Source organism: Alkalispirillum mobile (assembly GCF_003664325.1).
Classification (GTDB): Bacteria; Pseudomonadota; Gammaproteobacteria; order Nitrococcales; family Halorhodospiraceae; genus Alkalilimnicola; species Alkalilimnicola mobilis.
The window spans coordinates 627,583-640,136 of the sequence record NZ_RCDA01000001.1 but is presented as its reverse complement, the minus strand read 5'-3'; the positions used below and the strand labels follow the sequence as shown (position 1 = coordinate 640,136).

At 65.9% G+C, this 12,554-nt stretch carries 15 protein-coding genes; 13 read left to right on the top strand and 2 right to left on the bottom strand.

Translation table 11 applies throughout. The features are described 5' to 3' along the window. From ftsB to DFR31_RS02970, 8 genes are all read left to right on the top strand, one after another. Positions 1-288 carry a cell division protein FtsB gene (gene ftsB / locus DFR31_RS03005; protein WP_121441168.1) on the top strand — a complete coding sequence of 96 codons (288 nt, stop codon included), beginning with the start codon at positions 1-3 and terminating at the stop codon, positions 286-288. Then, positions 285-983, top strand: a complete 699-nt coding sequence (gene ispD, locus DFR31_RS03000) for a 2-C-methyl-D-erythritol 4-phosphate cytidylyltransferase (protein WP_121441167.1) — start codon at positions 285-287, stop codon at positions 981-983. Before ftsB ends, ispD begins: the two co-directional genes overlap by 4 nt. Before the next feature lie 74 nt (positions 984-1,057). Continuing rightward, positions 1,058-1,552: a 2-C-methyl-D-erythritol 2,4-cyclodiphosphate synthase gene (ispF, locus tag DFR31_RS02995; protein WP_121441166.1), complete on the top strand. Its 495-nt coding sequence runs from the start codon at positions 1,058-1,060 to the stop codon at positions 1,550-1,552. Further along, on the top strand, positions 1,542-2,570 hold the full coding sequence (truD, locus tag DFR31_RS02990; protein WP_121441165.1) for a tRNA pseudouridine(13) synthase TruD: 1,029 nt from the start codon (positions 1,542-1,544) through the stop codon (positions 2,568-2,570). Before ispF ends, truD begins: the two co-directional genes overlap by 11 nt. A 286-nt stretch (positions 2,571-2,856) precedes the next feature. Then, positions 2,857-3,381, top strand: a complete 525-nt coding sequence (locus tag DFR31_RS02985) for a response regulator transcription factor (RefSeq protein ID WP_147436932.1) — start codon at positions 2,857-2,859, stop codon at positions 3,379-3,381. Continuing rightward, complete coding sequence (locus DFR31_RS02980; protein ID WP_121441163.1) at positions 3,378-5,462, top strand: PAS domain-containing sensor histidine kinase; 2,085 nt, start codon at positions 3,378-3,380, stop codon at positions 5,460-5,462. The genes DFR31_RS02985 and DFR31_RS02980 overlap by 4 nt, the downstream gene beginning before the upstream one ends. A gap of 140 nt (positions 5,463-5,602) precedes the next feature. Continuing rightward, entirely contained in the window at positions 5,603-6,235 is a 633-nt protein-coding gene (locus DFR31_RS02975) for a response regulator transcription factor (protein WP_281273336.1), read from the top strand. A gap of 55 nt (positions 6,236-6,290) precedes the next feature. Next, a complete protein-coding gene (locus tag DFR31_RS02970; protein ID WP_170153580.1) occupies positions 6,291-7,247 on the top strand; it encodes a diguanylate cyclase domain-containing protein in 957 nt (318 codons plus the stop codon). On the opposite strand, the gene DFR31_RS02965 is transcribed toward DFR31_RS02970, so the two are convergent. Continuing rightward, a complete protein-coding gene (locus tag DFR31_RS02965) occupies positions 7,191-7,727 on the bottom strand; it encodes a Smr/MutS family protein (protein ID WP_121441160.1) in 537 nt (178 codons plus the stop codon). The genes DFR31_RS02970 and DFR31_RS02965 overlap by 57 nt on opposite strands. An 86-nt stretch (positions 7,728-7,813) precedes the next feature. Between DFR31_RS02965 and surE the strand changes: the two genes are divergently transcribed. From surE to rpoS, 5 genes are all read left to right on the top strand, one after another. Continuing rightward, complete coding sequence (gene surE / locus DFR31_RS02960; RefSeq protein ID WP_121442146.1) at positions 7,814-8,584, top strand: 5'/3'-nucleotidase SurE; 771 nt, start codon at positions 7,814-7,816, stop codon at positions 8,582-8,584. 1 nt (position 8,585) lies between these two features. Then, complete coding sequence (locus DFR31_RS02955; protein WP_121441159.1) at positions 8,586-9,251, top strand: protein-L-isoaspartate(D-aspartate) O-methyltransferase; 666 nt, start codon at positions 8,586-8,588, stop codon at positions 9,249-9,251. Continuing rightward, positions 9,251-9,832 carry a YqaA family protein gene (locus DFR31_RS02950; RefSeq protein ID WP_121441158.1) on the top strand — a complete coding sequence of 194 codons (582 nt, stop codon included), beginning with the start codon at positions 9,251-9,253 and terminating at the stop codon, positions 9,830-9,832. Before DFR31_RS02955 ends, DFR31_RS02950 begins: the two co-directional genes overlap by 1 nt. Continuing rightward, positions 9,829-10,635: a peptidoglycan DD-metalloendopeptidase family protein gene (locus DFR31_RS02945; protein ID WP_121441157.1), complete on the top strand. Its 807-nt coding sequence runs from the start codon at positions 9,829-9,831 to the stop codon at positions 10,633-10,635. The genes DFR31_RS02950 and DFR31_RS02945 overlap by 4 nt, the downstream gene beginning before the upstream one ends. A gap of 275 nt (positions 10,636-10,910) precedes the next feature. Beyond that, on the top strand, positions 10,911-11,903 hold the full coding sequence (gene rpoS / locus DFR31_RS02940; protein ID WP_121441156.1) for an RNA polymerase sigma factor RpoS: 993 nt from the start codon (positions 10,911-10,913) through the stop codon (positions 11,901-11,903). Positions 11,904-11,981: 78 nt separating this feature from the next. Here the strand turns inward: rpoS and DFR31_RS02935 are convergent, their stop codons facing one another. Beyond that, the gene (locus DFR31_RS02935; RefSeq protein WP_121441155.1) at positions 11,982-12,356 is read right to left on the bottom strand and encodes an Mth938-like domain-containing protein; all 375 of its coding nucleotides are present in this window, start codon (positions 12,354-12,356) and stop codon (positions 11,982-11,984) included. Positions 12,357-12,554 lie beyond the last annotated feature (198 nt).

Sequence of the window (12,554 nt, the reverse complement as noted above, 5' to 3'; positions counted from 1 at the left end):
ATGCGCTGGGTGCTCGGTCTGCTGGTGGTATTGCTGGTCTATCTCCAGGGCACGCTCTGGTTTGGTGAGGGCGGTTTGACCGAGGTGCGCGGGTTGGAGCGCAGCGTAGAGACCCAGCGCGACGAGGTGGAGCAGCTGCGTCAGCGCAACCAGGCCCTGGAGGCCGAGGTCGAGGACTTGAAGACCGGGCTGGAGGCGCTGGAAGAGCGCGCCCGCAGCGAGCTGGGCATGATCCGTGAGGGCGAGACGTTCTACCAGGTCATCGAGCACGAGGACGAGCAGCGGTGAGCAGGGGGCGAATCTGGGCGGTGCTGCCCGCCGCCGGTGTCGGCCGGCGAATGGGCGGGCCGGTTCCCAAACAGTACCTGTCGCTGGCCGGTCGACCCGTCATCGCGCGCACGCTGGACCGCCTGCTGGCGGTACCCGGCGTGGCGGGCGCCGTGGTGGCCCTCTCACCGGAGGATGACCATTGGGATGCGGTGGGCTACCGGCACGACAAGCCGGTGCAGCGGGTGCCCGGCGGGGCCGAGCGCTGTGACTCGGTACTCTCTGCGCTGCGGTGGCTGTGTGAGCAGGGGGCGGGGCGGGAATACGCGCTGGTGCACGATGCTGTACGCCCCTGCGTGACGCTGGAGGAGGTCCAGCGCCTGATCGCCACCGCCGCCGATGACCAGGGCGGGTTGCTGGGTTTCCCGGTCCGGGACACCCTCAAGCGTGACGACGGCGCGGGCCACGTGGCTGGCACCACGGACCGCGATGGCCTCTGGCATGCACTGACCCCGCAGCTCTTCCCCGTGGCGGCACTGGCGCAGGCGCTGGAACGCGCAGTGGAGGCCGGACTGACGGTGACCGATGACGCCTCGGCCATGGAAGCGGCGGGTGTCCGTCCGCGCCTGGTAACTGGCGAGGCCACCAACATCAAGATCACCCGCCCAACGGACCTGGCACTCGCCGAGGCCATACTTCAGGCGCAGCAACACTGAACGCCGGGCTGCATGGGCCCGGCGCGGTTACCGATGCCATCGCTCGGGCGGTGGCAAAAGAGAGGAAAGCAGGCATGATCCGGGTAGGACAGGGCGTTGACGCCCATCGATTCGGTGAGCCCGGCACACCGTTGATCCTGGGCGGTGTGCAGGTCCCCCACGAACGCGGCCTCGCCGCGCACTCCGACGGCGATGTGCTGATGCACGCGGTGACCGACGCACTGCTGGGCGCCGCCGGTGAAGGGGACCTGGGTAAGCACTTCCCCGACTCCGACCCCGCCTACAAGGGCATCGACAGCCGCGTGTTGCTGCGTGATGCGCTGGAACGGGTGCAGGCGGGCGGCTGGCGGGTGATCAATGCCGACGCCACGCTGATCGCGCAGCGCCCGCGCATGGCGCCCTACGTGGAGGCCATGCGCGACCGCGTCGCGGCGGACCTCGGGGTGGCGCCTGCGGCGGTGAACGTGAAAGCCACCACCACGGAGAAGATGGGTTTCACCGGGCGGGGCGAGGGCATTGCGGCCACGGCCGTGGTGCTGATCGCCCGGGAAGGTTTTTTTGAGCGCTGACGCCCCCGCCGAGTTACCCCACGCCTGGGGTGGTCCGCTGGGCCAGGCCCGGCTGAAGGCCCATCCCGAGGATTTCATCGTAGAGGAGATCACCGGCCTCGCACCCTGCGGTATCGGTGAGCACCTCTGGCTTTGGGTGGAGAAACGGGGGGTGAACACCGCGCAGGTGGCCCAGGCCCTGGCTCGGGCGGCCGGCGTTCACCCCAGGGACGTTTCCTTCGCCGGCCTGAAGGACAAACACGCCGTGACGCGGCAGTGGTTCAGTCTCTACGCCCCGGGCCGCAATCTGCCTATCGGCCCGGGGCCTGGTCCCCTGGACGACTGCCGGATCCTCATCGCCCGCCGGCACGAACGCAAGTTGCGTACCGGCGCACTCAAGGGCAACCGCTTCCTGTTGACGCTGCGCGACTGCGATGCCGACCCGGAGGCGGTGGCCCGCCGCCTATACCGGATCAGCCAATGCGGCGTGCCCAATTACTTCGGCAGCCAGCGATTTGGTCGCGGCGGCGGCAACCTGGCCCAGGCCACTGTCTGGTTCGAAGGCGGGCGCCCCCCACGGGACCGTAAGCTCCGGGGCCTGCTGCTCTCCAGCGTGCGTTCGGAGTTATTCAACCGGGTGCTGGCGCAGCGGGTCAGGGGTGGCAGCTGGCACCGGATTCTGCCCGGCGAACTGGCCATGCTCGACGGGCGCGGAGCGGTGTTCGAAACGGCGGCGGACGACCCGGCGCTGGACGGCCGTTGTGCCCGCCTGGAGATCCACCCCACCGGGCCGTTGGCCGGTGAGGGCAATGTTCAGCCGACAGCGGATGTCGCGGCGCTGGAGCAGGCTGTCCTCGAGGCGGCGCCCATCTGGCAGGCCGGGCTGGCGCGGGCCCGGATGAAGGCCGCCCGGCGTGCCCTGCGGCTGCGCGTATCCGACCTGGCCTGGCACTGGCCGGTGCGCAATCAATTGCAGCTCGGGTTCTCCCTGCCAGCCGGCGCCTACGCGACTGTGCTTATCCGGGAAGTGGTCGGGTAAGTTGTAACCGACGGACTTCGCGTCTAATTCCAGCGGCTCGTGGTGATCACGCGTTTCAGAGCGTCTATATTGAGTTGTGGTATTCAATAACCACGTATAGGTGTTCCGGGGGGGGGTATTGAGTACAGATCACTCTGATCAGGGAGCCGTTTGCCTTCACGGTTTCCAGCCGGACGAGGCGGAGCGGTTGGGTAGGCAGTTACAGAACGCCGGCCTGTCATCGCGCCTGTGTGATGGCACTTGCCTGCGGGCCCGGTGCACGCTGGGCGACGGGCCCGGCTGCATAGTGACCCGGGTCGACGGGGCGTTGCCGCTGCCGGAGGCGGAGTTGGCTCCGGAGGAGCGCTCTCATCGCCGTCGCCTGCTCCCCCTGGTGGCCGTTGTGGGGCCCACCGCGCTCGAGTCGGTGATCGACGCCCTGCGTCAGGGGGCCTGGGACATTTTGCGCGCGCCGGCAGGTGAGCAGGAATTACTGGATACCATTTGCCAGGCAATACAGGTCAGCCAGGCTGCCCAGGCGGAGAGCGAGGCCCGCCAGCGCGCCCGGCACCGGTTGGCGCAACTCACGCACAGGGAGTACGAGGTGTTCTGCGCCATGGCGGAAGGTGGCTGCCACCGTGAGCTCGCCGAGGCCCTCGGGATTAGCCCCCGTACCCTGGAGGTGCATCGCGCGCGCCTGTTCCGCAAGCTCCGTATAGAGACCTACTCGGAGTTGGTCCGCATGGCCGTCGCGGTGGGCGTGTTGTCGCGTTACCCCGAACTGCCCGATGCCCCGGGCGGGGATCTGCAGTCAACGGGGCGTTCACCGTGACCGAGACCAGGCCGGCCCAGGGGGTGCCGCCCCCAGCCTTTTACCGGCGGGCCCTCGAGCAGTGTCCTGACCCGATCATGGTTACGGACACCAATCTCAACTGGCCCGGCCCGACCATCCTGTTCGTCAATGAGGCCTTCGAGCGCATGTCCGGCTATCGCCGCGGCGAGATCGTTGGCCACAGCCCACGATTGCTGCAAGGGCCGCAGACCGATCCGGAGGTGTTACGCCACCAGCGTCAACAGCTGGAAGCGGGCGAAGATTTCGTCGGCGAGACCGCCAATTACCGGCGCGATGGCGAGGAGTACCGGGTCGAATGGAAGATCACCGGTCTGCGGGATGACGCCGGTCGAATCACCCATTACCTCAGCGTGCAGCGCGATGTCACCCGGCTTTGGCAGGAGCGCCAACTGGCCCAGGGCTACCAGCGTGAGCAGAAGCGGCGGATGCGGCTATTGACGCTTTTGCACCGGGCGGCGTTGCTGGCCCACGACGCCGGCGCCTCCAGGCGAGAGGAGGTCCTTCAGCACTTTGCCGTTTTACTGCCCACCAGCTTGCGGGAACCCGCCCGGGCTGCTGCCCGGATTGCCTACAACGGTCGCCACTACACCAGCCCGGGCTTTCAACCGCTACCGCCACTGCACCGGGAGGCCCTCTACACCACCCTGTCCGGGCCAGGGGTCGTCGAGCTCACTCCGCGCCCGGGGTGGGCAGACACCGGTGGAGGGCCGGACGCGGAAGAGGTGAGCATCCTCAACGCCGTGCTCGAGGTCCTGCGTGTCTACCTGATCCGGGTGGAAACGGACCAGGCGCATCAAAAAGGCAAACGCCTGATGACCTTGTTGCACCGGCTGAGTACCGATCAGGAAATAGCCAAGGCGGATAAAGGCCGCATTTTGTTGGAAGAAGGCCTGAGGGCGTTCAACGCGGACGTGGCGCTGGTGGCACACCGGAAGGACGACGCACTGCGGGTGCTGCGTGCATTGCCGGAACCCGGGCCGCCACCCGGGGAGGTGCTGGATGTCACAGCGCTTTTGCCAGCGGACTGCGGCGCCATCGATGACTTGCGGGTCGGCATCAGTTGCACCTGGTACGAGGCGCCCCGCCATTGGCTGACTGGCACCGGGCACGTCGGGCCGCCGCTGCACGCCGGCCTGCAGGCGCCGGTGGTGGTGCAGGGCCGTTGCGCCGGGTATCTCGGGTTCTTTTGCACCAGCGAGAACTGCGCCGGCTGGACGCCGATGGACGCGGAGAGCGTGCAGCTGCTTGCCCAATGGCTGGGTGGCCAGTGGAACGAAGAGCTGCACCAGCGGCACCTGCAGCGGCAGCGTGACACCCTGAATCACATTGACCGGGTCGGCCTGCTCGGGGAGCTTGCCACAGGGCTGGCCCATGAGTTGAACCAGCCCCTGGCGGCGATCGTTAACTACGCTGACGCGGTCACCGACCGGGTGGCCGGCGAGGGCCCGGTGGAGAAAGCGGAGCTGCTCAGGTTACTGGACAAGCTCGGTGCGCAGGCCGAGCGCGCCAGCCAGGTGGTGGAGCGGGCGCGCGCTTTCGCCCGCCGGGAACCGGGGCGCATTCCTGAACGGCGGCTGCAGCCACGGCAACTGATTGACGATGTGCGCGACCTGATCGACCTGGAGTTGCGCCGGGGGCAAGCCTCCTTGAAATTCGTCATGCCTGACGCGTTGCCCGATCTCCGGGTCGATCCCCTCCAGATCCAGCAGGTGTTGTTGAACCTGGTCCGGAACGGGGTAGAGGCGATGCATGCACACCCCGACGCCGAGGACCGGCGTGTCCGGCTCACCGTGGAAGAGTCCGATGGGTACGTGCGGTTCTCGGTCTGTAACACGGGCCCCGGTATGAGCGAGCGGGTTCGGGAAGGGCTTTTCGAACCCTTTTTTACTACTAAGCCTACGGGATTGGGGTTGGGTCTGCCCATCAGTTATTCCATTATTGAGGCTCATGGCGGGCGTTTGTGGTTCGAGGAAACAGAAAATGTCACCTGTTTTTGTTTCCATTTGCCAATTCCCCGGTCAACCGGGTATACCAAGGGTGGGTCAGGAAATAAGGGCTAACCTGACGTCCCTTGCGGTCGCCCCGGATACAAGCGGTTAGAGTAGTTCCCTACTCTTGAGAGAGTGACACGCCCAATTCAGTGGGCGTGTGCAACCGAACCCGTTGTGGGTAATAGGCCCGGGCGATCTAACGCAAATGCGTGGCAACTACTTTGATTAAAGAATCCCAAAACGATGCGACCGTATTTGTCGTCGACGACGATGAAGCTGTAAGGGAATCGATAGGCGAGTTAATGCGCGTTCATGGATTGCCGGTACAGAGCTTCGCCGATGCCTGGTCATTCCTGGATGCGGTGGATGAGGAGACGACTGGCTGCGTATTACTCGATGTGCGGATGCCAGGGCTCAGTGGCCTGGGGGCGCAGAAGGCTTTGCTCGTCAGGGGGATTCACCTGCCTGTCATTATCGTGACCGGCCATGGCGATGTGGACACGGCCATCAATGCCATGAGGCAGGGCGCCACGGACTTCGTTTGCAAGCCGTTCAGGGGCAGCCAACTGGTACAGCGAGTGCGCCAGGTCCTGGCACAGGAGGCGGAGCACCGGCGGGCACGGGAGCGGCAATCGGGCATCCATGACCGCATTTCGAGGCTGAACGATGGGGAGCGGGCCGTGCTGGAGGCCGTGGTGGCGGGTAAGCCCAACAAGCTGATTGCCCGCCAGTTGCATGTCAGCCTCTCGACCGTGGAGGCGCGGCGGCGGCGAATTCGGGAGAAGCTGGGCACGGGCAATCTCTCTGTACTGGTCCGCATGGTGGATTGCGAGCGGGCTTGAGGCGTGGCCGATCGCGGGCCCAAGTCGTTGAGACCGCATGGTGCGGGAGGATGCAATGGGACTGACTTTCCAGGAACCGCTTTTGGAAGCCCTGCCGGAGGCTGTGGTCTGGGTCCGGCCGGACGGTCGGGTGGGGTACCTCAACCCGAGGGCGGCGCACCTGACCGGCTGGGCGGTGGGAGATGCCAAGGGGCATGTCCTGTCGGACGTGCTCCGCCTGGAGGGCGACGGAGGCACCGTGGTTGTCGATGAGATGTTGCAGCAATGCCTGGGCACGGAGTCGGCAGGGGAGCGGTATGCGCAGCTGCGTCGGCGCGACGGCGAACTGGTGGAGTTGGCGCTATCGGGCGCGACCATCCGCGATGGCCTGGGGGCGGTGCAGGGTTTGGTTATTTCATTCCGGGATATCGGTGATTACCTGAAGATGGCACGGCGTCTGACCTACGAAGCGAACCACGACGGGCTGACCGGGCTGGTCAACCGCAGAGAGGCCTTGCGGCGGCTGCAACGCATGGTCGCCTCCGCCAAGGAGCAGCGTACCGAGCACGCGCTGTGTTACCTGGACCTGGACAGGTTCAAGCAGATCAACGACCTGGCCGGCCACTGCACGGGAGATCGGGTGCTGTCTGATGTGGCCGAGCAGCTGCACGCCTGTGTGCGGCAGCGGGACACCGTTGCCCGGCTGGGCGGCGACGAATTCCTGATCCTGCTGGAGCATTGCCCGTTATTGCAGGCCATCCGGATCGGTCAGTCCATCCGGGATGCAGTGGCCGATTACAATTTGTGGTGGCGCGGCCAGAACCTGCGGCTGGGGGTCAGTATCGGGGTGGTGTTGGTGCATGGCGATGGCCCGCCCGCGGAGCAGTTACTGGAACTGGCCGATCAGGCCTGCTACGAGGCCAAGCGCGGTGGTGGGCTCAATATAAGGGTCCGGGCCGGCGCTATCGAGGCGGCGTCAGCGTTCCAACCGCAGCAGCACGTACGCAGCGCCGGTGCCTCCATCGCTGGGTAGGGCGGAGCAAAAAGCCAGCACCTCGTCGCGCTGGCGCAGCCAGTAATCGACTTTGCGCTTGAGCACCGGCCCGTGGTTGCTCGAGCGCTTGCCCTTGCCGTGGATGATCCGAACACAGCGGTGGCGCTCCTTGCGGCACCGTTGCAGAAACTCGGCCACGGCCCGACGGGCCTGCAGCGATGTCATGCCGTGCAGGTCCAGCCAGGCGGTGGGGGGAAACTGCCCCCGACGCAGTTGACGACGCACCCGGCGTTGTAACCCCTCCCGGAAGTACAACAGTTCCTCGCCGGTCTCGATCTCTGCCGGGTCGGGCGGGTCCATCAACTCGTCCATGACCTGGCGCTCGTCCTGCTCCCGCTGCAGGGGGCGGGGCGGCGGTGGCGGTTTGCGCGCGGCAACGCGGTTATGCTGGAGTGGCTTCACGTCGGCCATCTCCTCGTGGAACAGGCGCCAGTCCTGATTGTTATCCTTGGAACTCATGGCCGCCCTCAGCGGGTGATTGTCGCGGTATACTCTCGCCACTTCACTTGAATATCACCACCGGTACACGCGATGGCATTTCTATGATGCACATTCTGGTCAGTAATGACGATGGTTATCAGGCGCCGGGCATCCTGGCCCTTTTCGATGCGCTTTCCAAGATGGCGGATGTCACCGTGGTCGCGCCTGAACGCGACCGCAGCGGCGCGAGCAACTCGCTCACCCTCGATTATCCGCTGCGGGTACACGAGGTGGGTGAGCGGCGCTACCGTGTGGAAGGGACGCCGACCGATTGCGTCCACCTGGCCATTACCGGCCTGCTGCGCGAAGAGCCGGACATGGTGGTCTCCGGTATCAACGCCGGGGCCAACATGGGGGACGACGTACTCTACAGCGGCACCGTTGCCGCGGCCACCGAGGGCCGCTTTCTCGGATTGCCGGCCATCGCTATCTCACTGAACTCCTTCGCCCCCCGGCACCTGGCCTCGGGGGCGCGCGTGGCCCGGCAGATCGTTGAACGGCTCAGCCGCGATCCGCTGCCGTCCGACACCATCCTGAACATCAACGTGCCCGACCTGCCCTGGGAGGAGATACAGGGCTGGGAGGCCACGCGGTTGGGCCGGCGGCACCGGGCCGAGCCGGTAGTCCGTGGCGAGGACCCCCGTGGGCGGCCCATCTACTGGATCGGGCCCCCCGGCAACGAGGAGGACGCCGGCCCCGGCACGGATTTCTACGCCGTTCGCAACGGGTTTGTCTCGGTAACCCCCATCCAGGTGGACCTGACCCGCTACACCGCCCTGGACCAGGTGGCCGGCTGGGTTACCGGGTTGGGTCGTCCGGCCGAGGAGGGGGGCTGAGATGGACCCGCACCGCTTCGAGGGGATCGGCATGACCTCCCGCCGCACACGAGAGCGCCTGGTGGCCCGCCTGGCAGACGAGGGCATCCGGGATCAACGCGTGCTGCAGGCCATCCTGGATGTCCCGCGCCACCTCTTCGTGGACGAGGCGCTGGCCAGCCGGGCCTACGACAACACCCCGTTGCCGATCGGCCACGGGCAGACCATCTCCCAGCCCTGGGTGGTGGCGCGCATGACCGAACTGCTGATCGAGCGGGATATCCCCGAACGGGTGCTGGAGTTGGGCACCGGCTCCGGCTACCAGGCGGCCATCCTGGCCTACCTGGGGGTGGAGGTCTACACCGTTGAACGCATCAAGGTGCTGGCCGATCGGGCACGGCAGCGGATGCGGGAGCTCAAGCTCTACCGGGTCCATGTCCGCTATGGGGACGGTAGCGAGGGCTGGGCGCAGCATGCGCCTTACCAGGGCATTATCGTGACGGCTGCGCCCGAGGAGGTGCCGGAGGCGCTGTGGGATCAGCTGGACGAGGGGGGGCGGCTGGTGGCCCCCATTGGCGGTGCGGGGCAGCCCCAGGAGCTGGTACTGGTGGAGCGGGAGAACGGTGAGCTGAAGCGGCGCCATGTTGCGTCGGTGAGCTTTGTTCCACTGCTGGGTGGCTGTCGTTGATGCATCCATTTTCCTGGCTCTACGTTCGCATGTTGCTGTGGGCGGCGCACCCGCGTGCACCCTGGTACCTCGGCTCGCTCAGCTTCGCCGAGTCGTCTTTCTTTCCCATACCCCCGGACGTCATGCTGGCGCCCATGAGTTTGGCCCGGCCGCAACGGGCCATGTGGTATGCCACCATCACCACGTTGACCTCGGTGGCGGGCGGTGTGCTTGGGTACGTCATCGGCTATTTCGCGCTCTCCGTGGTCCTCCCCTGGGTTGAGGCGGCCGGGCAGTACGGCGCTTACCAGCAGGCGCGGGAGTGGTTCAGCGACTGGGGCTTCTGGGTGGTGCTGCTCGCCGGTTTTTCGCCCGTCCCGTACAAGGTGTTCACCATCGCCGCCGGCGCCATGGGGGTGGGCATCGTGCCCTTCATCCTGGCCTCGCTGGTGGGCCGGGGCTCGCGGTTCTACCTTGTGGCCGGACTGGTCAGCTGGGGCGGGCCGAAGGTGGAGCCCGCCTTGCGCGCCTGGATTGATCGGCTCGGATGGGCCACAGTAGCCCTGTTGATCCTGGGTTATGTGATATATCGATTGTTATGAAAGGGCTGACCCGGCTAGCGGTGGTGGCCTTGTCGGTCTTGACGCTGACCGGCTGCGCCAGCTTCTCCTGGCCGTCGTTTTCCGGCGACGGCGGTAGCCGGGTCTACCATTACGAAGTCCGGCCGGGCGATACCCTCTACGCCATCTCCTGGCGCCACGGGCTGGACTATCGCGAAGTGGCCCGCTGGAACAACCTCTCGTCCCCGGACCACATTCAGGTCGGCCAACGGCTGCGCCTCAACCCACCCTCCGGCAGCGGCGGCGGGACGCGCCCCGTGGCCAGCGGTTCCGGTCAGTCCGGTTCGGAGGGCGGCGGGGGCAGCACCAGCACGCCTCCGAGCTCGTCCAGTAGCGGCAGTAGCCCCGCTGCGGGTGGCAGCACGGGTTCCGGTTCAAGCCCAGCGCCGGCGCCTTCAGGCGGCGGAGACATCGACTGGCAATGGCCGGTGGAGGGCGAGCTGGCCAAGCGCTTCGAGAGCGGCGGCGGTGGTAAGCGCGGTATCGAGATCCGTGGCCGGGAAGGGGCTGATATCCGGGCCGCGGCGGATGGCTCGGTGGTTTACAGCGGCTCGGCGCTGCGCGGCTACGGCAATTTGGTCATCATCAAGCACGACAGCCAGTACCTTACGGCGTACGGCTATAACCGCCGGCTGCATGTGAGCGAAGGCGAGTCTGTTCGCAAAGGGCAGGTGATCGCCGAAATGGGGCGCGGCCCGGGGGCGAACAGCCCCGGCCTGCATTTCGAACTGCGGCGGGACGGCGATCCCGTGGACCCGCTAGGGCACCTGCCTTCACGGGAATAAGCTGGTCGGCAGGGATTAAGGCGAACCCTTATAGCAAAATATTATTGTAAAGCCCCGATCGAGCGGTCCTATAGTGACTCATGTCAAGTTCTTGCTTGGCACAACAAAAATAAATCAATGCATCAGACGCGCTAGGGTGCGTGTAACGCTGAAGGGTAGCCCGGGGCAGCTCAGCCGGGAGGATCAACTCGGCGGGCCTGCCAAATGAGGGTCAGGATCGGAGGATCGGCATGGCGGATCTGACAAGGCTTGATGGAGAGGGAACGACGGACGACATGGATTCAGTCGAGTTTGAAGAAGGCAACAACGAGAGCGTACCCCTGCAGTTAGGGGCGGAAAGCGTTCAGGAAGAACAAGAGGAGCCTGAGCCACTCACTCCCCCGACGGTCAAGGAGCGTGCGCCCCGGCGGCGTCGGGCCCAGACGGCATATCAGGCCTCGCTGGATGCCACGCAGATATATCTCAACGAGATCGGCTACTCCCCGCTGCTCAGCGCCGAGGAAGAGGTTTATTACTCCCGTCGAGCGCAGCGCGGTGACGCAGCCGCTCGGGCGCGGATGATCGAAAGCAACCTGCGCTTGGTGGTCAAGATTGCCCGTCGGTATATGAACCGGGGGCTGGCATTCCTGGATCTGATCGAGGAAGGCAATCTCGGCCTGATCCGGGCGGTGGAGAAGTTCGATCCGGAGCGTGGTTTCCGGTTCTCCACCTACGCCACCTGGTGGATCCGGCAGACTATCGAACGGGCCATCATGAACCAGACCCGGACCATCCGTCTGCCTATCCACGTCATCAAGGAGATCAACCAGTACCTGCGGGCAGCGCGCAAGCTAACCCAGCAGTTGGATCACGAGCCCACGGTGGAGGAGATCGCCGAGCACATGGGCCGTGACGTGGAGGACGTTCGCCGCATGCGCGGGCTGAACGAGGGCACGACATCGGTCGATGTGCCCATCGGTCGCGACGCGGACCGGGTCCTTCTGGATGCCATCCCCGACGAAAACAACGTTGACCCGGTGTCGGCGCTTCAGGACGGCGATGTGTTCGGTAACCTCGGGGCGTGGCTGGGCGAGCTGACCGACAAGCAACGGGCGGTGGTGGAACGGCGCTTCGGCCTCAACGGCCACGATCGGGCCACCCTGGAGCAGGTCGGTAACGAGATCGGGGTGACCCGGGAGCGGGTCCGACAGATCCAGATCGACGCCCTGCGGCGCTTGCGTGAGGTGATGGAGCGGGAGGGCTTCTCCCAGGACGCGGTCTTCGGCTAACCCAGGGTAGTACCTGCAGAGCAGCGACAATCACCCCGGCGGGCCTCTGGCCTGCCGGGGTGATCGCGTTTTGGGGCGCTAACGTTCCATGATCAGCGCCAGCGCCACCCTGCGGTCCTCGCTCATCAGCACGTTGTACGTCCGGCAGGCGGCGTCGTTGGCCATTACCTCGACGCCGATACCTTCGCGCAGCAGCGGGAGCATGATCTCGCGGTCGGGGAAACGCTGTGTCTCCCCGGTGCCCAGGATGATCACCTCCGGGGCGAGGCTTAGCACGGTCTCCATGTGGGCCGCGGTCAGCTCATCCAATGAGCCCGGCCCCCAATCGGTGATCAGGGCATCGAGCCCGAGCACCAGACTCGCCTGGTGGGCGTCCTGGTTGATCCGGACTTCGCCGGGTTCGTAGCCCCGTATCCGGTAGCTGGCGGTCCCCAGATCCTGTGAGATCTTCATCGGCAGGGTACTCCGAAATCTGTGGCTTGCCTGAGAGGGGCATTGTACCAAGTGTCGCGCCACGCGCCTTGGGGATGACAAGCAGGGCCCCCAGTCGGTACATTGGCACGCTTACTTGCGAGGATTAACTTGCCCGCCCTTTGCGCCGACCCGGAGTGCGCAAGGGCGGGCTTTACCGTGAGACTGGAGCGAGTCCGA

Bases quoted from the DNA above. Each gene is read 5' to 3' on its own strand.
- ispF (WP_121441166.1), top strand. From the start codon at position 1,058: ATGATCCGGGTAGGACAGGGCGTTGACGCCCATCGATTCGGTGAGCCC.
- DFR31_RS02935 (WP_121441155.1), bottom strand. From the start codon at position 12,356: ATGAAGATCTCACAGGATCTGGGGACCGCCAGCTACCGGATACGGGGC.
- DFR31_RS02955 (WP_121441159.1), top strand. From the start codon at position 8,586: ATGGACCCGCACCGCTTCGAGGGGATCGGCATGACCTCCCGCCGCACA.
- rpoS (WP_121441156.1), top strand. From the start codon at position 10,911: ATGGATTCAGTCGAGTTTGAAGAAGGCAACAACGAGAGCGTACCCCTG.
- DFR31_RS02970 (WP_170153580.1), top strand. From the start codon at position 6,291: ATGGGACTGACTTTCCAGGAACCGCTTTTGGAAGCCCTGCCGGAGGCT.
- ftsB (WP_121441168.1), top strand. From the start codon at position 1: ATGCGCTGGGTGCTCGGTCTGCTGGTGGTATTGCTGGTCTATCTCCAG.
- DFR31_RS02965 (WP_121441160.1), bottom strand. From the start codon at position 7,727: ATGAGTTCCAAGGATAACAATCAGGACTGGCGCCTGTTCCACGAGGAG.
- DFR31_RS02945 (WP_121441157.1), top strand. From the start codon at position 9,829: ATGAAAGGGCTGACCCGGCTAGCGGTGGTGGCCTTGTCGGTCTTGACG.
- DFR31_RS02950 (WP_121441158.1), top strand. From the start codon at position 9,251: ATGCATCCATTTTCCTGGCTCTACGTTCGCATGTTGCTGTGGGCGGCG.
- surE (WP_121442146.1), top strand. From the start codon at position 7,814: ATGCACATTCTGGTCAGTAATGACGATGGTTATCAGGCGCCGGGCATC.